At 37.1% G+C, this 21,853-nt stretch carries 23 protein-coding genes and 1 pseudogene; 2 read left to right on the top strand and 22 right to left on the bottom strand.

What is annotated here, in order from left to right; all coding sequences use genetic code 11:
• Positions 1–213, bottom strand: a pseudogene (locus tag BM102_RS09545) (IS110 family transposase); the annotation flags it as partial.
• 147 nt (positions 214–360) lie between these two features.
• Here BM102_RS09545 and BM102_RS09540 point away from each other — a divergent pair.
• Positions 361–651, top strand: coding sequence for a hypothetical protein (locus BM102_RS09540; protein ID WP_090481431.1), 291 nt, complete (start codon positions 361–363; stop codon positions 649–651).
• A gap of 233 nt (positions 652–884) precedes the next feature.
• Here BM102_RS09540 and BM102_RS14520 read toward each other — a convergent pair whose 3' ends face one another.
• The 13 genes from BM102_RS14520 to BM102_RS09480 form a co-directional block, all read right to left on the bottom strand.
• Positions 885–1,673: a nuclease-related domain-containing protein gene (locus BM102_RS14520; protein ID WP_090481428.1), complete on the bottom strand. Its 789-nt coding sequence runs from the start codon at positions 1,671–1,673 to the stop codon at positions 885–887.
• 37 nt (positions 1,674–1,710) lie between these two features.
• On the bottom strand, positions 1,711–1,917 hold the full coding sequence (locus BM102_RS09530) for a hypothetical protein (RefSeq protein ID WP_090481426.1): 207 nt from the start codon (positions 1,915–1,917) through the stop codon (positions 1,711–1,713).
• An 88-nt stretch (positions 1,918–2,005) separates the two neighbouring features.
• Positions 2,006–2,728: an aldehyde dehydrogenase family protein gene (locus BM102_RS09525; RefSeq protein ID WP_242942926.1), complete on the bottom strand. Its 723-nt coding sequence runs from the start codon at positions 2,726–2,728 to the stop codon at positions 2,006–2,008.
• Complete coding sequence (locus BM102_RS14350) at positions 2,703–2,879, bottom strand: hypothetical protein (RefSeq protein WP_177194949.1); 177 nt, start codon at positions 2,877–2,879, stop codon at positions 2,703–2,705. Before BM102_RS14350 ends, BM102_RS09525 begins: the two co-directional genes overlap by 26 nt.
• A gap of 161 nt (positions 2,880–3,040) precedes the next feature.
• Positions 3,041–4,543, bottom strand: coding sequence for an alpha-N-arabinofuranosidase (locus BM102_RS09520; RefSeq protein ID WP_090481421.1), 1,503 nt, complete (start codon positions 4,541–4,543; stop codon positions 3,041–3,043).
• Positions 4,544–4,566: 23 nt separating this feature from the next.
• Positions 4,567–5,457: a carbohydrate ABC transporter permease gene (locus tag BM102_RS09515; RefSeq protein ID WP_090481418.1), complete on the bottom strand. Its 891-nt coding sequence runs from the start codon at positions 5,455–5,457 to the stop codon at positions 4,567–4,569.
• Between the two features lie 13 nt (positions 5,458–5,470).
• Positions 5,471–6,415 (bottom strand): ABC transporter permease, encoded by a 945-nt coding sequence (locus BM102_RS09510; protein ID WP_242942925.1) that lies wholly within the window; start codon positions 6,413–6,415, stop codon positions 5,471–5,473.
• 60 nt (positions 6,416–6,475) lie between these two features.
• The gene (locus tag BM102_RS09505) at positions 6,476–8,092 is read right to left on the bottom strand and encodes an ABC transporter substrate-binding protein (protein ID WP_090481415.1); all 1,617 of its coding nucleotides are present in this window, start codon (positions 8,090–8,092) and stop codon (positions 6,476–6,478) included.
• 242 nt (positions 8,093–8,334) lie between these two features.
• Positions 8,335–9,408: a LacI family DNA-binding transcriptional regulator gene (locus BM102_RS09500; RefSeq protein ID WP_090481413.1), complete on the bottom strand. Its 1,074-nt coding sequence runs from the start codon at positions 9,406–9,408 to the stop codon at positions 8,335–8,337.
• A gap of 209 nt (positions 9,409–9,617) precedes the next feature.
• On the bottom strand, positions 9,618–10,547 hold the full coding sequence (locus BM102_RS09495; protein ID WP_143085483.1) for an AEC family transporter: 930 nt from the start codon (positions 10,545–10,547) through the stop codon (positions 9,618–9,620).
• A gap of 91 nt (positions 10,548–10,638) precedes the next feature.
• The gene (locus BM102_RS09490; protein ID WP_090481409.1) at positions 10,639–11,262 is read right to left on the bottom strand and encodes a hypothetical protein; all 624 of its coding nucleotides are present in this window, start codon (positions 11,260–11,262) and stop codon (positions 10,639–10,641) included.
• A gap of 88 nt (positions 11,263–11,350) precedes the next feature.
• The gene (locus tag BM102_RS09485; protein ID WP_090481407.1) at positions 11,351–11,989 is read right to left on the bottom strand and encodes a hypothetical protein; all 639 of its coding nucleotides are present in this window, start codon (positions 11,987–11,989) and stop codon (positions 11,351–11,353) included.
• 41 nt (positions 11,990–12,030) lie between these two features.
• Positions 12,031–12,342 (bottom strand): glutaredoxin-related protein, encoded by a 312-nt coding sequence (locus tag BM102_RS09480; protein WP_090481404.1) that lies wholly within the window; start codon positions 12,340–12,342, stop codon positions 12,031–12,033.
• Between the two features lie 175 nt (positions 12,343–12,517).
• Here BM102_RS09480 and BM102_RS09475 point away from each other — a divergent pair, with 175 nt between their 5' ends.
• Positions 12,518–13,243 carry a MerR family transcriptional regulator gene (locus BM102_RS09475; protein WP_090481401.1) on the top strand — a complete coding sequence of 242 codons (726 nt, stop codon included), beginning with the start codon at positions 12,518–12,520 and terminating at the stop codon, positions 13,241–13,243.
• A gap of 506 nt (positions 13,244–13,749) precedes the next feature.
• Here the strand turns inward: BM102_RS09475 and BM102_RS09470 are convergent.
• The 8 genes from BM102_RS09470 to BM102_RS09435 form a co-directional block, all read right to left on the bottom strand.
• Positions 13,750–14,277, bottom strand: a complete 528-nt coding sequence (locus tag BM102_RS09470) for a hypothetical protein (RefSeq protein ID WP_090481399.1) — start codon at positions 14,275–14,277, stop codon at positions 13,750–13,752.
• Between the two features lie 45 nt (positions 14,278–14,322).
• Positions 14,323–14,646: a hypothetical protein gene (locus BM102_RS09465; protein ID WP_090481396.1), complete on the bottom strand. Its 324-nt coding sequence runs from the start codon at positions 14,644–14,646 to the stop codon at positions 14,323–14,325.
• Entirely contained in the window at positions 14,627–15,253 is a 627-nt protein-coding gene (locus BM102_RS09460) for a hypothetical protein (RefSeq protein ID WP_090481393.1), read from the bottom strand. The genes BM102_RS09465 and BM102_RS09460 overlap by 20 nt, the downstream gene beginning before the upstream one ends.
• Before the next feature lie 573 nt (positions 15,254–15,826).
• Positions 15,827–16,939, bottom strand: coding sequence for a PDDEXK nuclease domain-containing protein (locus BM102_RS09455; protein ID WP_330388612.1), 1,113 nt, complete (start codon positions 16,937–16,939; stop codon positions 15,827–15,829).
• The gene (locus BM102_RS09450; protein WP_090481387.1) at positions 16,932–17,168 is read right to left on the bottom strand and encodes a helix-turn-helix domain-containing protein; all 237 of its coding nucleotides are present in this window, start codon (positions 17,166–17,168) and stop codon (positions 16,932–16,934) included. Before BM102_RS09450 ends, BM102_RS09455 begins: the two co-directional genes overlap by 8 nt.
• A gap of 301 nt (positions 17,169–17,469) precedes the next feature.
• Positions 17,470–18,393, bottom strand: coding sequence for a homoserine O-acetyltransferase MetA (metA, locus tag BM102_RS09445; protein ID WP_090481385.1), 924 nt, complete (start codon positions 18,391–18,393; stop codon positions 17,470–17,472).
• A gap of 68 nt (positions 18,394–18,461) precedes the next feature.
• Positions 18,462–20,141 (bottom strand): GGDEF domain-containing protein, encoded by a 1,680-nt coding sequence (locus BM102_RS09440; protein WP_090481382.1) that lies wholly within the window; start codon positions 20,139–20,141, stop codon positions 18,462–18,464.
• Positions 20,134–21,849: a GGDEF domain-containing protein gene (locus BM102_RS09435; protein ID WP_090481381.1), complete on the bottom strand. Its 1,716-nt coding sequence runs from the start codon at positions 21,847–21,849 to the stop codon at positions 20,134–20,136. Before BM102_RS09435 ends, BM102_RS09440 begins: the two co-directional genes overlap by 8 nt.
• Positions 21,850–21,853 lie beyond the last annotated feature (4 nt).

Raw genomic sequence — 21,853 nt, 5'->3', positions numbered from 1 at the left:
TTCACTGCCTATATCGCATCCAAGTATAAGCATATCCTCTGTAATAAATGAAAGTTTTTCATTCTTACGAAACTTACCTTTAGTCTCTAGTTCTCTCCAAGTATGAGCCTTAAACCCTTTTCTAAGAACTTCTGCTTTTTCAATTACTTCCTGCTTTTCAAAAATGTTTACAACCTTCGCTTGATTTTTCTTGTTTCTGCCTTTAATATTCATTGTATGTACCTCATGTATGTTTAGATTTTTTACCAACGGTCAGGTCAGTAATAATCTAAATTTACTTGAGGTATTTTCTTTAGTCAATTCTTAGGTGCGTTTAAAGTATACAGGAAGCTATTTACTGAAAATGGTCACGTTGCTGTTGTGGGAGCTGGTGCAGATATAAGGTTTTCTTACAAAACTACTACTGGAATGATTTTAGATCATTTAAATGAAAAATGGGATAAACAGAAGCTAATATTAATAACTTTCAAGGATCTAAAAGCAGTAGGCCTAAAAGGCTGCACCAATGTATTGGAGTGTCGAAATGGAATTGAAAATTATATTGGCGAATATCTAAGTAAGCAAGGTGTCCCTATATTAAATTACTATCAACACTGGAATTATAAAAAAGAAATATGGAAAAAATGGGAAGAAAACAACTATAAATTATAAAAACGTTAAATGTATTGTCGCAAGCTATTCTTTACAAAAATTATATCCGTGTTATTATTATAGTTACAACTTCAAGGTTTTTGGAGGTAGAAGAATTCGTCCACGTCTACACGCCGATGGTTTGATAGGAGGTAACTCCGAGAGATGCGGGAGCTATTGGACGCCCGCCCAAAATCCTTGTTGCTTGTTATAAATAATCACGCCCAAGAGGTTTCTCTTGGGCGTTTTCATGTCTAATTGTTCCTTATAAATTTACACTTTGGATAATTGGAGCATCCGTAAAACTGATTGCCTGCATAGATTCCTTTTTTAGCTTGTCTTAATACCAACGTTCCTCCACAACGTGGACACTTTTCGCCTTGTTGTTTTTCATAAATCTTTTGAACATGAGCTCTTTTCGCTTCAGTAGTAGCACCCGTCAATGGCAAAAGCCTATTGTAGTACCTTTCTACTTCTTCCCTAGTATATCTTGTAGGTGTTGCATTCCAAATACTCTTTATTAATTTCTTAAGGTCATTCTCGTAACAGATATATACATTATTCGCATTTACATTTATATTTTTTAATTCACAGTTACCACCAAATACAATAATAGATACCGCAGAAATATCTCCTAAATAATGTTTTAAAGCTTTAATATGAGTATTATTTTGCCAAACAGGATTATAAAACTTATATTTATTAACCTTACTACGGCCAAACCAAGCTCTTCCACCATAAAGCGTACTGGTCCACTCCTTCCTTCGATCGTTACCAAAAATATATCCGCTATAATTCTTACTTTCAATAACAAAGAAACCTTTGCATGTTATATATAACAAATCTATTTCCGAAGTAGAGCCATCTTCTCTAGGAACATAAATATTCTTTAGGCAATAACCCTCGTATCCCCCAAAATTTATGCTATAAAGGTCCTTTGCGATTTCATTTTCGCCTCTTTTTCCAATAGCTTCAGGTGTACTGTTTATTGCTCTAAGTACAAATATTGAAATTAGTCCTATAATAATAATTAATACTCCCATAAAAATTCTCCATGGTTTCTATACGCAAAAAGACCACCTATTGGTAGTCTTTAACATTTAAAATCATTTCCTGCGCAATTTCCCTAGCTTTCTTTGGAAGCATTCGTTCCTTATATGCCAGATATTCTTCCACATCAGTGGTTTCAATCTTGCCTTCTCTCAGCGCAGCTCGCAGTGACATATATACTTCAAAGTATTCATTTGCAGCTTCTTGATCATCTTTTACTGGTACAATTGCATCCATAGCTCACCCCTCCATGGATGTATAATAGCACCAGCCTGTGATTAAAACGTTAAATGTTTCATCCTCCAATCAAAATCATATTTCTTAATTATCTTTCAAATAGCTCTAGCAATCTCATCTTGCCCTCGGCTCCCTTTGAATAAGGATGCTCTCGCAGTGATAAGTTGCCTTTTGTTTTTCCGTATAAAACGGTGGATGAATGAGTGAACTCTCTAAATCCAGCATCGCCGTGGTACGCTCCCATTCCCGAATGGCCCACGCCATTAAATGGTACACCCTTTACCATCAAGTGAACACATACTTCGTTTAGACATCCACCGCCATATTGCATGGTCGCAAACATGCGCTTAGCCCATCTTTTATTTCGTGTGAAAATGTATAGTGAAAGTCCATGCTCTCTTCTTGAGATTTCTTCAATCAACTCATCAATCTTGTCATCCTCGTATGGGACGATTGGAAGCAGTGGATTGAATAATTCGTGATTAACAATCTTTTCGTTGGTGGCCACTGGGTAGATGATGGTTGGCTCAAATTTTTGGGTCTCGCGATTACCCTTTCCACCAAAAAGAATTCTATCTTCATATTCTTTTGCTTCTGCTTCGCATTTATCATAAGCTCTTGCTGTAATCAGCTTTGGATACTCTGGATTTGTTAAAGGGTCATTCCCCAAGCTTTTATTAAAGGCTGCTCTCAGCTCTTTTATAAAATCATCAGCAATTTCTTTTGCAACGGCAACCTGATTGATGTTGATGCAAATCTGGCCGCTGTCAATAACTGTAATGTAGTTAGATGGGAAGGTAATCCTTTTCAAGGGCCTCTTCCATTTCCTTTTCATGAGAAATAACCATCGCCTTTAGCTTTTTAAGAGCATCAATGCGATAGCTTAAATCTAAAGTTGTATTGGTTTTAAAGAAAGCACGTTGTGATTCAACAATTGCTTTGATTTCTTCTCTGGAATTCATAGGCCCTCCTCTACATAATTAACTATAGTGAGTATAACATAGACTGATATGATAAAATTTTATATTTGCCTTAAAGAACGTTAAATGTCTCGTCGCAAGCTATTCTAAAAAAGGACTCTGATTACTCAGAGTCCTCTGCACTTCCATCGTCTTCAACTAACTTACATCTCTACTTCTATATGAACAATACTACATGCTGGAATCGTAAATACGATATCATTATTATCAATCTTAATACAATTGAATTCCTTTATGGTAACTACCTCAGCGTTGTCAAAATCGTTATAAGCATCCATAGGGCCATGGATTATTTCAGCCTTAACATTCTTAGGCGCAGCATCTATCATGATTCCGTTAATATCATAGTCAACATTTAAAGCTGTGTTTGCGATTGTTATGTGTAGCTTGCCATCTTTTCCAATAGATACGGATTCAGAAAGGTTTGGAATTTGATTCTCATCTTCTACTCCAACTTCAGAAGTCTCCACAAAGCTTTCCACAAGCTGCCCATCCTGATGATGGCTAAACATTTTAAATACCTGATAGGTAGGCGTTTTTACCATCTTATCACCCTCAGTAAGGATCACAGACTGCAATACATTTACCAGCTGAGCTATGTTTGCCATCTTCACTCTGTCGCAGTGTTTGTTGAAAATATTAAGATTGAGAGCAGCCACCATGGCATCGCGCATTGTGTTTTGCTGATATAAAAATCCCGGATTAGTGCCTGGCTCTACATCAAACCATGTGCCCCACTCGTCTACTATGAGGGCTACGTCATGATTTTTATCGTATTTATCCATGATAGCTAAGTGGCGCTCTATCAGCTCGTTCATGTATAAGGTCTTTTTTAAGGTCTCATAGTACTCTTTTTCGGTGAATTTTGTAGCAGCGCCCTTGTGCTCCCATTCTCCAGGTACCGTGTAGTAATGCAATGATAAGCCATCCATGAAGCCATGATTTGGGCCACAGTTTTCAAAGCATTTCTTCATTACTGTGTCAGTCCATTCATAATCATCTCCATTAGGACCACAGGCTACCTTAAAAATCTTGTGGTCTGGATTATAGTTTCTGACATAAGTCTGATATCTGCGATACTCATTAGCATAGTATTCAGGAAGCATATTTCCGCCGCATCCCCAGTTTTCATTACCTACGCCAAAATAATCTACTACCCAGGCTTTCTCATCGCCATTTGCCTTACGTAAATCCGCCATTGGAGATACTCCATCAAAGGTCATGTACTCAACCCACTCGCTCATCTCCTGAACTGTGCCGCTGCCAACATTTCCATTAACATATGGCTTGCATCCTAGCTGTCTACACAGTTCCATGAATTCATGTGTGCCAAAGCTATTATCTTCAACTACTCCGCCCCAGTGAGTGTTTATCATCTTTTTTCGCTTTGCCTTGTCGCCGATACCATCCTTCCAATGATATTCGTCTGCAAAGCATCCACCTGGCCAACGTAGCACAGGAATCTTCATTTCTTTTAATGCTTCCACAACATCGGTTCGCATTCCATTTACATTTGGAATATCCGAACCTTCACCAACATACAATCCCTCATAGATACATCTTCCTAAATGCTCCGAAAAATGTCCTTGTAATTCTGGATTGATATGTCCCATTTTGCGGTTTGGATTTATATATAGTTTTGCCATTCTAATCAATTTCCTTTATTTTATTAGCCTTTAACTCCGCCTAGAGTGATACCTTTTACAAAATACTTTTGTACAAATGGATACATTACGATAATTGGTAAAATACCAACTGTAGCCATTGCCATTCTAACTGAAGCTAAAGGTATAGCGGACAAGCCCGAATTTGCATTTTGTACATTGGAGCTGGATTGTGATAAAAACTGTATATTCTGCATCATTCTGTTTAACAGGTTCTGCACAGAATAAAGCTCCGTTCTTTTTGTTATATAGATGTAGCCATTCATCCAGTCATTCCAGTAACCAATGCCAGCAAACAACGCAACTGTTGCCATGATAGGCTTTGATAGTGGAATAACTATTTTGAAAAATGTCATTGTCTCAGATGCACCATCAATGTAAGCCGCATCTAAGATTTCACTTGGAATGCTAGAAACAAAATATGATTTCATAAGCATAATGTTAAAAGCATTCATCAAAAGTCCTGGCAATAGCAATGCCAAAAAAGTGTTTTTCAGATTAAAAATATTCGTATATACCATATATGTTGGAACTAAGCCACCATTGAACAGCATAGAAAACACTATTGCAAATGTTATCCATTTCCTACCTGGCAAATCCTTGATTGAAATTGCGTATGCAAGCATAGTAGTAATAGCCAGCGACAAAGCTGTTCCAACTGCTGTAAGAACCACTGAAACCCCATATGCTCTGATTACAGAATTACCTGTATTGAAAATATACTCATAGGCATAGGCTGAAAATTTGCTTGGAATGAATTTGTATCCCTCAGCTATCAGCACGTCGTTATCAGTAAAAGAGCTCATTACCATCAAAATCATTGGAAGAATTGCCAATAAGGATAAAATGATTAATACTATGTGAGCAAAAATTTGAAATCTTTTTTCGTCCTTCACTTTTCATTCCTCCTTAGAATAATGCGCTATCAGGATCAATTCGTCTGACTGAGTAGTTAGCTAAAATAATCAGAATAAATCCTACTATGGACTGATATAAACCAGCTGCTGCAGACATTGACATGTCCCCTAGCTCAAGCAGTCCTCGATATACATAAGTGTCAATTGTATTAGTTACAGAAAACAATGCGCCCTGATTCTGTGGAACCTGATAGAAAAGTCCAAAGTCTGAATAGAATATTCTTCCTACTGCAAGCAATGTCATCATAATAACCGTAGGTTTTAATAGCGGAATTGTGATCTTTTTTATCTGCACCCACTTGCTGGCACCATCGATAGCTGCCGATTCGTATATTCCTTTATCAATTCCTAGAATTGTTGAAATATAGATGATTGAATTATAACCAATGACTTTCCATGCATTAACAAAGGTTAGCAAAAACGGCCAGTATTTCTTTTCCATATACCACTGTATAGGTTCTTTCCCAAACAATGGAAGTATTGTGTTGTTGACAAATCCATTGTCATTTGACAAAAAGCCATATACCAGGTAGCTAACAATTACCATTGATACCATATAAGGCAAAAGTATCAGACACTGATATATCTTTTTCATCCTGGATGTCATTTCTGCGATCAATATGGCCACAAAAATGGCAAGTATCGTATTTACGATAATAAACGCCAGATTATAAAGTATAGTATTTCTGGTAATAACAAATGCATCTCTTGTGGCAAAAAGATATTTAAAATTCTTAAATCCCACAAAATCGGATCCGAATATTCCCTTTCTAGCGTTGTACTTTTTAAACGCCAATACCAGGCCTGGTAGTGGCATATAATTGTTTATGAATAGATAAATCAGGCCTGGTAAAGCCATGATGTATATGGGGAAATACCTTTTAAGACGTTTTTTTAGTTTCTTTTTTTCAGCTGGATTCTTATTCTCTTTGCTCATATATTCACCATCTTTTATTAGTAGAGCCGGCTAAATGTCAGCCGGCTCTTTTCAAACCAATTATTTAATACCGTTCTCTGAAGCCCACTCATCAAGTGCAGCCTGCTTTGCATCCATGTATTCCTGTAAACCTGCTGCATATAATGCATCATTGAGTTCCTTCAAACCTTTTTCAGGCTCAACGAAACCGTACATTACCTGTGCATAGAATTCTTCGTATGCGTTTTTAAGAGCTGTAAACTCTGTTGTGTAATCTGTGTTATCCCAAGTAAATCCAAGAGCCTTTGACTTAACTGCACAATTGTCGTTAAAGTCTGCTGTCTGCTGACCTACATCAAGAGGATCACCTTCCCAAACATGAGCTGCATACTGGTTTGGCATCATCCAAAGTACGTTTGGATAGTACTCTGAGTTGTCAGCATTTACACCGTCAGCCCAGTTAATTGATGTATCAGAATTTACCTTGTACTCTACGCCTTCCTGGCCCCAGCAAACTAAGTTTGCAAGCTCTGGGTCAGTGTAAAGTGCTGTAAGTACCTGCATTGCTGCGATTGGGTCCTCTGTAGACTGATTAATGCACCATGGGAATGATGAAACAGCTGATGAAGACATAAATGCTTCGCCAACATCAAAGATTGTCATATCTCTGCCACACTCACCATTAATCTGATTCTGATAAGCTGGCTTGCTTTGTGACATCATTGCCATAAATGAGCCAGACTTAATTCTTGCAGATGCACCTGTTTTGTCGCTCATAGCATCGCCAGAAATGTATCCAGCCTGATTCCATCTATAAGCTCTATCTGCCCACTCTTTAAACAAATCTGATTCGTAAACATTTTCAATCTTAAGGCTGTTAGCAGGATCAAGAAGTGTTCCGAAATAATCACCTCCAACATTATCAACGCAGCTACCCTGTGTAAGGAGATTGTCCTGTGTTGAGAAAACAGTCTTGTCTGGATAAGCCTTATGGATTGCTGCAAAAATCTCATCTACATCATCCCAAGTTGCCTTGTAATATCCCAAGTCATCTGTTTCAAACTTTGAAACGTCATAGCCTGCGCCTTCAAGATATTCTGTACCAACAAGGATTGTAGCTGTCTGGATTGCATAATCCTTAATAGGTGGAACACCATATAAAACGCCGCCAACTCTACATGCATCCAAATAGTCATCTCTAATTAAAGAATTAAGCTCTGCACCATATGTTGCAAGTAAATCGTTTTCTTCAAGATCTAAAGTGTATCCATTGTTTACACATGTCATATATCCAGGGCCACATGTTGAAAACAAATCAACCTGCTCGCCAGATGAAAGCATCAGCTTAATGTCATCACTATAAGCAGCCGAATCAATAATAAGAAGTTCAACATCAAGACCTAATGTCTCTCTAGTGTGCTGGCTGATTGCTTCATTAATTCTGTCGATTCCTGCTGGAGCACCTGTCCAGTCAAAGAAAGAAACAACTACCTTCTGGTACTCACCAGTTTCAGCAGCCTTGGCTTTTCTTGCCTCAATAACAGCAGCAGCGGCATCTTCTCCATTTGCCTTTGCTTCCTCGGCTACCTGAGCGCTCTCTGAGGCACTTGCACTGTCAGTATTGCTGCCACAGCCAACCATGGTTGCCATCATTGAAGCAGCAAGAGCCAATGATAATAACCGTTTTTTTAATCCCATTGTATTCTCCTCCCAAAAAAATAAATAGTTTTTATACACCCCAAATCGGTGTAACGTTTTACCTTATGTTTTTTATTATATTTTCATCAATAATAATAGTCAATTGTATAATATTCCGTTATATTGACCAACATTTTGTTATTTTTCACCAAATTTTCACATTTAAAACTAAAACGTTACACGTTCTAACTAAAAAAAGGCTATCCATACTTTCGTATGGATAGCCCAAATCAACTTTGCTATTATCCTATTCTTTGAACAGATTCTCTTTCTATAAGTTTTCCTGCAATGTTAAACTGTAGCTTTTTATTATCAGCTTCTTCGCCACGTTTCTCGCATTTATCTATAATCCATGTAGCGGCTGATGAGCCTAATTCTTCAAGAGCCAAGGTGATTGTTGTTAATGTTGGATATAGGAGCATTGATGCTTCATGGTTATCATAGCCAATAATGGACAGGTCCTTGCCTGGTTTTAAATCGTGCTCTAGCAAATACTGATATACACCAGTGGCAATCAAATCTGACAAGCATAAAACAGCGGTGATATCTTTGTCAGCCAACTGCTTCATTCCCTCGTAGCCGCCCTTTTTATTCCAGGTCTTATATACCACTAAAGAAGGATCAAAGAGCATTCCAGCCTCAAACATAGCCCGCTGAATTCCTCTAATTCTATTTACAGTATGGTAGTTTGAATCCTCGCCAGTAATAATACCTATTTTCCTGTGGCCCATATCATGAAGATACTTGTAGGAGGTGTAGCCACCTGCCTCGTCATCAAGCCTAAAACTAGGAATGCTTGAATCTGTAGCACTTGCATAGACCATGACAAAAGGGATATTTTCAGGCTTTTTTTGAATATCAACCATGTGCTCGTACCCTGCAATGTAGATTATGCCATCCACATTGAGAGCTTCCATTTTGTTCATCACAGTACCAAAGGCAGATTGAAACTTGCCATTGTCGTTCATCCAGCCATCATTCCATCTGCCAAAAAGACGCATATTTTCTATAACAACGTCATAGCCTTTTTCCTCGGCCTTTTTCATAAGACCTTCGATAATAGGCGCGGTAGAAAACAGTATCAAATCCTCAACAATAACACCGATTGTTTTAGTAGAACTAGCTCTAAGCTTTTTAGCAAGATAGTTTGGCTTATAGCCTGTCTCTTTTACCACGTCCATTATTCTTTGATAGACTTCTGAACTCACTTTGTTTGTTCGTCCATTAAGAACATTGGAGACTGTAGATATAGAAACCCCACATTTCGCCGCTATATCCTTTATGGTAATCGAGTTTTCCATATCTTTTCGAACCATTTATGCCTCTCCCCAATAATTATTTTTAAATTAGATATTTTCATTCTATCATAAAGAATCAAAAAGTAAAACGTTTTTCCAAATTAGTTCTGCTCTGATTTTGCGTTGAAAATATAAGACAAATGTTAATTGATGATTACGGCTGTACCCCTGAAGAAATCGAAATAATACATACTGATTAATTATAAATAAAAAAATTGAACTCTATATTAGTGATTAATCTGAAATAAATAAACCATTATAGGCATGGTAAGAATACATAACAAAGTAGACAAAATATTTATTGCGCTTGCGTATTCAGCATTTTTTGAATACAAAATGGCAAATTGATTTATTGTTGCAGCACATGGAGCACATGCTGCCAAAAAAGAGACAAGCATAACTGTATCTCCTCCTGAAACAAAAGATTCAACTGGTAATAAGCTCATTATTAAAAGAATAACAAGAGGACATATAATCAAACGCATGCATATTACGCCCCAGATTCTATTGTTAGAAAAGATGTTTTGTACTTTCATGCCCCCTAAAACCATTCCAACTATAATCATTGATACCGGACCAACCATATCTGCTAGGGAGGCTATCACTGAAGATGCAAGTCCTGTAAATTTATAGTCGAAAGCTAACATAAATAATCCTACTCCTATAGAGATAATATTTACATTAAGTAATATTTTCTTCCATGGAATGCCATCTTCTTTAGCAAACATTCCTCTTCCATGGGACCATACGAATATATTAAAGACAGCAACAAATGCTGCAGAATAAACAACCCATTCATCACCGAGAACTGATCCGACTATAGGTACTATTAGATTTCCACCATTAGAATATATAATAGATGCTCTTTCTACTTCGGTTGCGTTTGTAAGTCTTCCATATAATTTGGCTATTATAATGCAGACAATATGAATAATGACAGCATTAAATACTGCTAATAATAATCCTTTTATAACATTACCGGTAGCGTCTATTTGAAAGGCATTAATAATTATTGCAGGAGTCATAAGATAGATGCAAAGTTTTGTAACTACCTCTGAGTCTGTCGATTTCAAAATATTGCATCTAACAATTAAAAATCCCAAAATGATAAAAATAAAAAATTCTGCTATTTTCTTCGCAAGTAAGATACTTATCACCGAATAATCCTCCCGTGAGTTCAATATATATTAGTTTATAATATAGTGTTCAAAGAAAAAAGAGGCGACATATCTAAAAAAAGGACTCTGATTACTCAGAGTCCTCTGCTACATCAAGCACTTTTCTTGTTTTTATCTCAACACCATTTTCAACCCTGGTTGTTTCCAAATACCTGATACCATTAATCACTACAACTTCTACTGTAGTTTCGTCCTCAGAACTAGAGGAACCAGATGAACCAGAAGCTCTGTTTTCTGTAGAGGCTCCCTGATTCTCTTCAACTGCCGCTGTTTCAGTAGCAGATACTTCGCTTACCCCTCTAGCTTTCTGAACCAGATTTGCCACAACATCACTCATATTTTCCACAGTAGGAACACCAAGCGCAACAGCACCATCATTCATAGCTGTAGCAAGAGTGCTCATATTTTCCTCATCAGATAAATCTTCCAATGACAAGCCTAACCTATCCATAGTCATTTGGATACTATCCGCATTTGCTCTAAAAGCCTGGCTTAGATCTACCATCCTTCCATCTGCTCCATAATTTGAACTAGGAATAGCAGCCTCAGCATTATTTACACTAGGGATATAGGAATCCTTATCAGATACACTTGTGTCCGTATTAAGATTTTGGGTTACATCTGATTGCGTTGGAAGTTGAACCATTCCAAGCGATGAAATTCTGTCTAGATACGTTTGAAGATTAATTGCCATAGTATTGCCTTTCTGGATTTACCTCAAGCCTTCCGTGGCAACTCAACTGTTGAATCCTTCAACAATCACCTTATTAAATTATAAAACCTCAGATTTCAGTTTGCAATATCGCCTGATTGCCATCCTCAGAATCCAGCCTATACCTCGTATACAAAACCAGCCCCGCTGCAATCAACACCATGCACATCTCTCCCGTGTAACCACCAGATATCAGCTCCATCAAGTCTTTAAAAGAAACGTTAACTGGCGTAATAAAAAGCCATTGTATATAAGGAGCAGCATATAGTACTGGGGCAAGGAAAATATTAAATTTCATAAATGCATTCGATTTTTTCTTTACAAAAATATACTGGATAAATAAACCAGCTATTAAAATCGAGCAAATCAATTCAAAGTATACATGCGATTTAACGATTGCATAGCTTTCACTATAAGCTTCGGATTCAACCAGTTGATTAGGAATAAAAACAAAAGCTTTGTATACTAAATCAATTACCAGAAACAGCAATCCAAGCTTTGATAATATCTGCCTTTTTGTAAAATCAAGAAAGATGAATAGCAAAACAATAGTTAAAGTGAAGCTAAACTCTGTCACAGCATATACTGGAAGATCACTCCATTTCAATCCATAATTGGAAAATAATGCTACAGCCTCCCAATTTATTAAACACATCAAAACAATTCCAAATATGGATAGTACAGTATTCAAAATTCTTTTTAATTTCATCACTTTTCTCCCTTTATGCCACGTATTATTTTGCCATTTAACTAACAGCCCTTTTTGCCTGCTTTATGATCCTCGATAGAACAAGATGATGTACCATCATATTCAACAAGTCCGGCATCTGCTGGATCAAGGCTGATTCTTCCATCCTCAAATACAAAGCATGGAATTCCTATATCTCCTATTTCCTTTGAATGGTCAAATTCAGGTCTGTTATCTCTCATATCCATAAACTCATGCATATTTTGAACATGCTGACCTATATCTATATATTTATACTGATCTTCCTTTCCCTGAATCTGTGGCTGCAAATAGTCACAGTAAGGGCATGTGTGCATTCCGTATATCTTAATCATAGTATGTCCTCCTATTAAAAAATTTATAAATGCATTATACACTTAATTGGGTAAAATAAAAAACTTCTGCAGCTACACCACAACCACAAAATGGACCAGATAAAATATTTCAAAAAATCATTGACCCTAACGCTACGTCATAGTTTATTGTATAATTACCACGGAGGGAAAAGCAATGATGACAGTAAATGAAGTAAGCAAATTAGCAGGCGTGAGTATACGCACACTGCAATACTATGATTCAATTGGACTACTAAAGCCGGCAGAGTACACTGAATCAGGGTATCGGCTGTATGACGATGCAGCAATGGAACGTTTGCAACAGATTTTATTATTCAGAGAGCTGGAGTTCCCGTTAAAAGAAATTAAGGAAATCGTTACGCGGCCTGATTTTGACAAACAGAAGGCCTTGGGGCAACAGATTGAACTTCTTACGATGAAAAAAGAACATCTGGAAAACCTTATACAATTCGCCCGTGGAATACAAAACGGAGGAAATAATATTATGGATTTTACAGCATTTGATACTAGTAAGTTAGAAGAATACACAAGAAAAGCAAAAGAGCAATGGGGAGACAGCAAGGCTTTTTCAGAATATGAACAGAAGTCAGCTTCCCGTTCTAAGGATGATGAGAAAAAGCTTTGGAGCGATTTCATGAAATTATTTGAGAAATGTGGCAAGATTAAGGATTCTGACCCTAAATCTGCCGAAGCTCAAGCTATGGTAAAGGACATCCAAAACTACATCACAAAAAACTTCTATGAATGCACTAATGAAATTCTTGCAGGTCTTGGTAAGATGTACGCCGCAGAAGGCGAATTCAAAACAAACATCGATAAAGCCGGTGGAAAAGGTACTGCTGAATTTGTCAGCCGTGCCATTGCAGAATATGTAAAGTAACCAGGCAGGAGGCACCGAAGTGCCTCCTGTTCTTGATATAAATATTCTATTCTTCTCCACCTCTATTATCTTCAATACAATGTCTCATCACCCACTATAAGGTATAACCTCATATAAATTTCCACTCTAGTTATACCTTTTTGACTTCATATTAGTCCCTCATAAATAATAAAAGGGTATAGCTACCTCCCATATCAGCCCAAGATTATACCTTCACAGAGACAAAAGTGCCGACACCAAAATGATATGGCCGCGGCACTTAAATCAACTGATTTTTCTAGCCCTATGGGGTACACTAATTTTGCAACACCCTGTTGCAAAATTTTCACTTTATAGTTCTTTATCCTTTAAGGCTTTTACTTATTTCACCAGATTGTGGGGGCAATGTCCCCACAATCTGGGCATAATAATAGACCAGTACGAATCATCTGGGCGTCCCCAGCGGTACTGGTCTATGTAAGGTTCTTATTCTGCTACCAATTCTCTTTTCTGTCTTCCAAACACAACTACTTTATTCGTTTACAATCAACAATGGATAAAGACTCACAATCTAAAAACAACTCATAAAAATCCCACACACAAAACTCTTCACATGTTATTCGAAGAAGATTCCCCTCACACTTATCAAACTCAAGAGAATCACAATGCATTGGTAATTCAATCTGGCTCATTTGATTTGTGTGATTTCCAGTTAATATCTCTAAACCATAACCATCCGTAATTAAAACTGTTCCATTTGGAATTACATAAAGGCTTCTATATAACCCATTCTCAGCATGATCAATCACTTCATGACTTATTAAATCGACATAATATAGATGGCATGATGTTAATACAGCAACAAAATTGTAATCCTTTACGATTGCACAAGAAAGGTACTTTCCTCTGAACTCCCCACACCATGTTTCTCTATTATCCTCTTCAAATTGAATCCAACACCAGTCCGCTGTATTCCATGCACTCTCAATGTCATAGATTCGCTCATTATATGTTCCCGAAATCGGCATTTCTATATGCTCTGCCTTGATAATCATCTATGTTCTTTCTAATCCTCCATAAATAAAGAAAATGTCGTCCATTCATGAGTTAATCCCCTTTATCGCTTCTGTAATAATCTTTTTTGCTTCGTCATATACTTCTAAATTCTTATATCCTTTTGTAAGTGGAATATTTATTCCATAAGTATCTGACTTGAGCTGATATTCAGTTTTCGTGCGATTGCGATATTCAACCTTTGCTATTTCCTTTTCGCCTAAAAAGATATTGCAAGGAACTATAGGACCAAATCCATAATCGCAAAGGCATCCTACATAAGCATTACATTTTGGACATAGATAAATGTCATTTCCAGTAGTAGGCCCTAAATAAGAGTGTCCACATTGTTTACATTCTAATTGCTGCATTTTGCCTCCACCAAGTATAATCATCTACTCTATAATCCATCTCCGGTTGAAGTATGATAGTTCCATATTCCTTTGATAAAACAGGATATTTCCCACTTGGAACATAGTTCACACTCATATAGCCAACTTTATCGCTTTCATCATAACAATATTTTTCATATACGATTTGACTATCTACTACACTATATTCCTCAGCAACTAAACCATTCTCATATTTTGTGACATAAGCGTATGTTGGATAAAATCCTCCACGCTCAGAAAATGGATATAACATCACCTTATCATCCTCATAATGTGCAATAAAAATTACATCAATCCTTCCATTAGAATAAGAATCGATACGAACTAATCGATTATCCTTTTTGTAAAACTTAAGGTACTTCTTACTTCCTTTTCTAATACTAGGCTTCTCATTAAGCTTATACTTCTTTCTCTCATATACTGCATGGAGTCCATTAAGAATGCTAATTCTGATATCATTCTTTTGCGCTATATAAGAAATCTCAAAATCACTATCAGTTACATCTAAAAATGATACTTTATCTTTAATGACACCATACTCAGCAATAAGCTTTTTGAGATATTCGTAATCTATTTCTGTTTCCATAAAAAGCCTCCTTAAATATCTCTCCTCACTGCATTCCATTATACATGAAGTGCAGCGAGAAGAAATGCAATTTCTAAACTTTTACCACATCAAAAACTTCTCCAGATCTGACAAAGCCATCTATATTTCCTTCTAATCTCATTCCACTTATATGCTCAATCTAAATCCCCACAGTAAAGTAATTATCACAACCCAACGAAAGTTAGCGGGCTGACAGACTTGCTGCGATAAAAAAATGAAGATTTGCACTAGATTTTATCACATGAAGACTCGGAAGCCGCATGCTGTCGTTGGTTTGTGATAAAAATATGAGGATTTCGGCTGATTTTTATCACAAGAAGTCTCAGCAGCCTCTTGTCTTCGTTCACTTGTGATAAATCCTAAGTCATATCAGCCAAAATTTATCACAGCCCAACGTAAGTTAGCCGGCTGACAAGCTTCTTGTGATAAAACAAATGTGCCGACGCCAAAAAAGGCAGCGGCACTTAATTCAATTCAATCTTTATTTCTCGCTAATCTTATTCCACTCATATGGTGTATTCTGGTACACGTAATAACAATAGCATCCTTTTTTCAAAACCGTGCTCCATTGCGCTCCATTTCTTCATCCTTCTTTTGTAAATAATAGAATTCCTTCTGAGTTTCAATCTCAGCTCGTAATTCTTCTTCTGTTGGTAAATATAATTTATATTTCGATGCAAACAGCTGCTCATTTTCATGAAGCACAGAATACTTTGCAATATCCTCGTCTGTTTCTGAACATAATACTATTCCCAATGTTGGATTATCATCTTGAGATTTCTTTAATTCATCATACATGCGAATATACATATCCATCTGCCCAACATCCTGATGAGTAATCTTTGTTGTTTTTAAATCAATTAACACAAAACACTTTAGAATGTAATTGTAGAAAACAAGATCTATATAATAATCTTCCTTCTCTGTATGAATATGTTGCTGCCTTGCAACAAAAGCATATCCCCTTCCAAGTTCCATAAGAAATTTCTGTAAGTTATCAATAATACATTGTTCTAAATCAGACTCATAATAAGAGGTGTTTTCTTGCATACCAAGAAACTCTGCGATAACAGGATTCTTTATAAATTCAAGCTTTTTTTGGTATTTAGACGTTAACTCTTTCATCTCGTTTTCTACACCAATTTTATCCTGTGTTTTAAGAATTCTATAATAATACTGTGAATATATATTCCTTTGAAGAGTTTTCACGCTCCAGACTTGGTTATAAGCCTCCTTCTCATACCATAATCGTGCTTCATCATCTTCAACTTGCAATAAAGTTCTGTAATGCGTCCATGAAAGCAATTCAGTTTGTGTACTCAGCAAGTACACATTTTCATCAGCACCAAATTGTGTACCCTGCGAGTACACAATTTGAGGAAACTTGCGATAAAAACTTATATATTGATAGATAGCTCGTCGTGTAAAACCTTTTCCATATTTTTCCGTGAGAATTTTAGCTAAGCTATCAACCAATTCTGTACCATATTCAGCTCTTGAACTCCCCTTTAATTCTTCCTCAGCAATTCGTTTACCAATATACCAATTTCTAATAACAAGAATTGCATTAACTGATTTGTATGCATAACTTTGTGAACTGTCAATTATAGTGCAAACATCTTCCAAATAATCGTCTGTATTAACATATTTGATAATATTATTCATCTCCATCCACCTCTCTTCTACTATCTAAATCTCTCTCACCCAATTTTGCATGCATCTCTACATAATATGCTAGCAATCGAAGAACATATGGAGGAGCATTTCTGTGGCCCAATTCCCACTCTGTCATCGTTCTGTAAGGAATTTCAAATTTTTCACAAAACTCCTTACGGTTTAATCCTGTAGATTCTCTTAATTCTTTTATTTTTTCGCTAAATACATTATCTTCCATGCATTATGTCTTCCTTTTCAATTTACTCACTGAGTAAATAATATCATTATATATGAATATACACAATGAGTAATAAAAAAACTTCTATGGTCGACCACAGAAGTTTCCTTTTTATTTCTCACTAATCTTATTCCACTCATAAGCTCAATCCAAATCCTCACAGCAAAGTAATTATCACAACCCAACGTAAGATAGCGGGCTGACAGGCTTCTTGTGATAAAACAAAAGTGCCGACACCGTCGGCACAATCTCATTAAAGTAAAAACTTCTGCCGTCTCCGGCAGAAGTCTCCTTCTTTCCTTTATTTCTCGCTAATCTTATTCCACTCATAAGGTGTGTTCTGGTACACGTAATAATTGAGCCAATTCGAATACAAAATATTCCCGTGGCTTCGCCACTGAAGCAGCGGCTTCTGCTCTGGGTCGTCGTCTGGGTAGTAGTTTTCTGGCATGGCGATTTCAAGGCCTTTGCCTAAATCGCGCTTGTATTCGCTGTCTAGTGTGTAGCGGTCGTACTCTGGGTGGCCCATCACGAAGATGTTGCTGCCGTCCTTGGACATACACAGGAATACCCCGGCTTCCTCGCCCTTTGCGCACACTACCAAATCCTCGCAGGCTTCGATATCCTCAGTGCGCACGCCTGTGTGGCGGCTGTGTGGTGCATAGAAAACATCGTCAAATCCACGCACAAGTGGAATCTTGCGGTTCAAAACCTGGTGTGGGAACACGCCAAATTTCTTTTCATCCAAATCGTATTTATCGATACCGTATCTGTAGTAAAGCCCCGCCTGGCATCCCCAGCACAGATGCAGTGTGGAAGTCACATGCGTCTTTGTCCACTCAAAGATTTTGCACATCTCATCCCAGTATTCCACCTCTTCAAAAGGCATCTGCTCAAGTGGCGCCCCTGTGATGATAAGTCCATCGAAATATCTGTCATACACATCTTCTATCTTTTCGTAGAAGTTGTTCAGATGAGTCTTGCTTGTGTTCTTGCTTTCGTGGCTTCCCACAGTCAGGAAAGTCACATCCACCTGCAAAGGTGTATTTGAAAGAGAACGTAACAACTGAAGCTCTGTGGCTTCTTTTAATGGCATCAGATTAAGAATCCCAATACTGATAGGTCTGATGTCCTGGTGTGTAGAACGATTTTCGTCCATGACGAAAATATTCTCATGCTCAAGTATTGCCTTTGCAGGTAGATCGTTTTGTGTTCTGATTGGCATACCTATTATTCTCCTCTGTTATTATTAAAAAATCCTTCTCAATTTATAATTTCTAATAATAACACAACCTACCTTCTTGTGCCATGCATCAATTGTTTATTCTTGTACATTCTTTCATCTGCCAGCAGATATACCGCATTTGCATCCTTGCCCTCGCATTCGTGGCGATACGCATATCCGATAGCTGCACTTCGATTGATGATTGGGTCCTTTTCGTTGAGAGTCGCAAGTGCATGCTTCATTCTATCTATCAGATAATCCACCTGTGACATGCTTTCTCCGGTAAGAATGACTACAAACTCATCGCCACCTATTCTGGCGATGAAGCCTTCTTTGCCAAAGCAATTTCCCAGCTCGCCGGCAAATTCAAAGAGATATTTATCTCCCATCAAATGTCCCTGATTGTCATTTACTTCCTTCAATCCATTTAAATCAATGCTGACGATACAATAATCATCCTCTTTTTCTGATAATGATTTAATGTATTTCTCATACTTTGATCTATTTGCTATGCCTGTAAGCTCATCTGCATATGCCAAATGCGCCAGAGATTCGTACTCTTTTTTTCTAGCGATTGACTCTGAAATGAAGATATTGTAGTTCACCAGAGTTGCAAATACCATGCTGATTGCCCCAAGAGGCACAGCCTTTTTCGAAAGCATTATCTGCTTTGAATATCCCAGCACTTCCATGTAATAGAAGAAAACATTAAAGATAAAGGATATGGCCAGCATAGCCTGTCCCATAATCTGTATGTACTGTGTCTGTGTTATCAGATTTGAACCTGCATCCCTAACTAGAATCATTACAAACATGAATACAATCAGGACCATAGCGTCTATCTGATAAATAAACAGATAATGATTAATATGAGCAATACCTGCAAAATGCAAGCCTATCAAAACAAGAGGTATGATTGCTCCGATTGTTAGGAAGAACTGGAACAAAGTCTTATGAAGATAATTTCTCATAGACCCCATTACCAAATACATCAGCGGTACAATCATGTACAAAGAAATGTATTCTATCTCTGTCTGATGACCATTTGTCTCCACAAACAAATCTAAAAGTCTGAACTGAGTCAAAAGCCATATTCCCAGGGCAATAAACACAAGTGATGAATACATCTGCATGTTTATCTCAGGCATATCACTTCTGAATCCCAAACCTACAGCAAAAAACATAAGTCCAAATATGACAAGAAATGCCGCCGACATAAAAATAAACATATTATTATGAATGCTATATAAAAGCAATGTATAATAACCAGCCAACGCTGGCGCTTCAAAGTAATTGTAGGCACCATCCTCTGTCACAATAAGTGAAATAGAAATATTCACTGGCCTATCTGTGTTTGGAAGATTTACGAAATTATTCTCACATCCTATAAACTTTCCAGCCTTATATGAATCCAGAAATCCCCGGTCTATTTCTATAGTGCTGCTGTACAAAATCCAAGCGCTGAATCTGGACTCAAACATAATGGTAGGTGACACAAACTTGTTCACTTCTACATCAGGATGCACCATATGTATAACATCCCCTTTGTGAGTGCCATTACCAAGTATTTTTCTTAAATCTGACAATGCCACATTTTCATATACGGTGTCATTGTAGTAAACTCTCCACCCCTCATCTAACACAACAACGCTGTCGTAATTATGAGGCTTCAAGAAGAAATGGCCCACCGTCATCAACATCAAAAATGTTGCCATGGCTATGCTTAGACATAAAATCTTTTTACCCATGGTGAGCCTCCTTCATCTTATACATGCGTTGGTCAGCAAGATAAAATACATCCTGATATCTGCCGCCCTTAACTTCATGATTAAAAGCAAAACCTACTGATGCTGAAAGCGTGAATTCGTCATTCATTTCGTTATACTTGGCAATCTCCTGAGACATAGCATCAACGCATTTCTTGCAAAGCAACTCATTTGAATTCTGGAAAACTACGATGAATTCATCTCCACCTGTTCTTGCAATAATATCAGCCGGTCCAAATGCCTTTTTCAAAATATGAGCAAATATGATAAGCATCCTATCGCCAGCCATATGGCCCATATTATCATTAACGTACTTTAGTCGGTCCAAATCGATACTAACAATTCCAAAGTTTCCTCTTAGTGACCCAAAGAACTGGCTGAGAGCCGCTCTGTTTTTAAGCTCTGTCAAAGCATCTGTATAGGCCAAACCTTCCAATTGTTCCTTAATGCGATTTGCACTGATGTGATTAACGCTGTTCATGAAGTAGTAGATAAAATGACACATGATGAAAAACAGCATGCCAAGCTCAAGGAAATTAATAGTAGTAAATAGTCCTGTATGGGAAATATACACACTTTCATTAACCTTAACGCTAGGCTTGGTTCCAATTTCTAGAAGTGACATTACCATCATTATTATGAAACCGATAAACAGATATATTTCAGCGTCCATTCCTACGATTACGTCACTATCAGCATGTTCTCTTCTGTAAACTACCAGGTTTTTAATAAGAGATGGCAGAATTATAAACATTTCGATAATATCAAGTACACCCACAGCATTTAAAAAATGGTTTACATGTACAATGTTAAAAATGTGCAAAATCCATATAACAATAGGGAAAATTATATTAACAGCCGCAATTACACGTATCTTATTTTGAATATTATTACTATGAATAGAATAGATTAGCATACTGAATCCCAATGGAATCAAGTAGAAAGAAGTATACTCTACCATTGAGAAGAACATCTCTCGATTGCCTATAAAACAAAAGATGTCATTTCTGGCAAATATATATACTCCTAGCAGATTTGCAAAAATTGCTCCCACCAAAATTTCGATATCATTATATCTTGTGAGCAACAAATAAACCCACAATGCAAAAATAATGCAGGAATACATCACAAGAAAGGCCCCAATGAAAATAGATATTCTGTGGTGACTGTAAAATGTTTTTATTAAATCGCTCTTTTGGCCGTAAAAAACAGGCATAAACCTTCTTATAGAATTGTTCTCTGTAAAGGTATACACCATAATAAGCTTATGAACTCCTGGCCTTGTATTAAGAGTCACAATATTATATTTCTTTGGCACAAAGCTTCCTGTTTTCAAATACTCTCTGCCGTATGTATAAATCAGTTCATCATCCAAATACACATCTACTGTGTTGAGCTTGCTGAGAAACATAAGGGTTGCCCCTGTGTTTTCAACTGTAATTTCATTTACTGTAATTATTGTTTCACCTTGTTTACTATCACCTATGAAGTAATCGCCTAAGTTTATATCACGCTGAACATCAACCCCACGAAAAACAGACCAGCCTTCATCGATAGGACTGATCTTGGATTCTGAATTCACTGTGAATCTAGAGCTTCCAAATACTAAAAGCACTACTGTTACGAATGCTATTAGCAGTGGAAGCACCAGGTATTTTTTCAAATCATTAATACGGGATAAATCAAACATACAC

The sequence above is a fragment of the Pseudobutyrivibrio sp. JW11 genome (assembly GCF_900115355.1).
Classification (GTDB): Bacteria; Bacillota; Clostridia; order Lachnospirales; family Lachnospiraceae; genus Pseudobutyrivibrio; species Pseudobutyrivibrio ruminis.
The sequence above is the reverse complement of the archived record's forward strand: the minus strand, read 5'-3'. Positions and strand labels throughout refer to the sequence as shown.

Coding starts and splice junctions, on each gene's coding strand:
- BM102_RS14520 (WP_090481428.1), bottom strand. CDS start 1,673: ATGGGAGTATTAATTATTATTATAGGACTAATTTCAATATTTGTACTT.
- BM102_RS09530 (WP_090481426.1), bottom strand. CDS start 1,917: ATGGATGCAATTGTACCAGTAAAAGATGATCAAGAAGCTGCAAATGAA.
- BM102_RS14350 (WP_177194949.1), bottom strand. CDS start 2,879: ATGAATTCCAGAGAAGAAATCAAAGCAATTGTTGAATCACAACGTGCT.
- BM102_RS09520 (WP_090481421.1), bottom strand. CDS start 4,543: ATGGCAAAACTATATATAAATCCAAACCGCAAAATGGGACATATCAAT.
- BM102_RS09510 (WP_242942925.1), bottom strand. CDS start 6,415: ATGAGCAAAGAGAATAAGAATCCAGCTGAAAAAAAGAAACTAAAAAAA.
- BM102_RS09505 (WP_090481415.1), bottom strand. CDS start 8,092: ATGGGATTAAAAAAACGGTTATTATCATTGGCTCTTGCTGCTTCAATG.
- BM102_RS09500 (WP_090481413.1), bottom strand. CDS start 9,408: ATGGTTCGAAAAGATATGGAAAACTCGATTACCATAAAGGATATAGCG.
- BM102_RS09490 (WP_090481409.1), bottom strand. CDS start 11,262: ATGGCAATTAATCTTCAAACGTATCTAGACAGAATTTCATCGCTTGGA.
- BM102_RS09485 (WP_090481407.1), bottom strand. CDS start 11,989: ATGAAATTAAAAAGAATTTTGAATACTGTACTATCCATATTTGGAATT.
- BM102_RS09480 (WP_090481404.1), bottom strand. CDS start 12,342: ATGATTAAGATATACGGAATGCACACATGCCCTTACTGTGACTATTTG.
- BM102_RS09475 (WP_090481401.1), top strand. CDS start 12,518: ATGATGACAGTAAATGAAGTAAGCAAATTAGCAGGCGTGAGTATACGC.
- BM102_RS09470 (WP_090481399.1), bottom strand. CDS start 14,277: ATGATTATCAAGGCAGAGCATATAGAAATGCCGATTTCGGGAACATAT.
- BM102_RS09465 (WP_090481396.1), bottom strand. CDS start 14,646: ATGCAGCAATTAGAATGTAAACAATGTGGACACTCTTATTTAGGGCCT.
- BM102_RS09460 (WP_090481393.1), bottom strand. CDS start 15,253: ATGGAAACAGAAATAGATTACGAATATCTCAAAAAGCTTATTGCTGAG.
- BM102_RS09455 (WP_330388612.1), bottom strand. CDS start 16,939: ATGAATAATATTATCAAATATGTTAATACAGACGATTATTTGGAAGAT.
- BM102_RS09450 (WP_090481387.1), bottom strand. CDS start 17,168: ATGGAAGATAATGTATTTAGCGAAAAAATAAAAGAATTAAGAGAATCT.
- metA (WP_090481385.1), bottom strand. CDS start 18,393: ATGCCAATCAGAACACAAAACGATCTACCTGCAAAGGCAATACTTGAG.
- BM102_RS09440 (WP_090481382.1), bottom strand. CDS start 20,141: ATGGGTAAAAAGATTTTATGTCTAAGCATAGCCATGGCAACATTTTTG.
- BM102_RS09435 (WP_090481381.1), bottom strand. CDS start 21,849: ATGTTTGATTTATCCCGTATTAATGATTTGAAAAAATACCTGGTGCTT.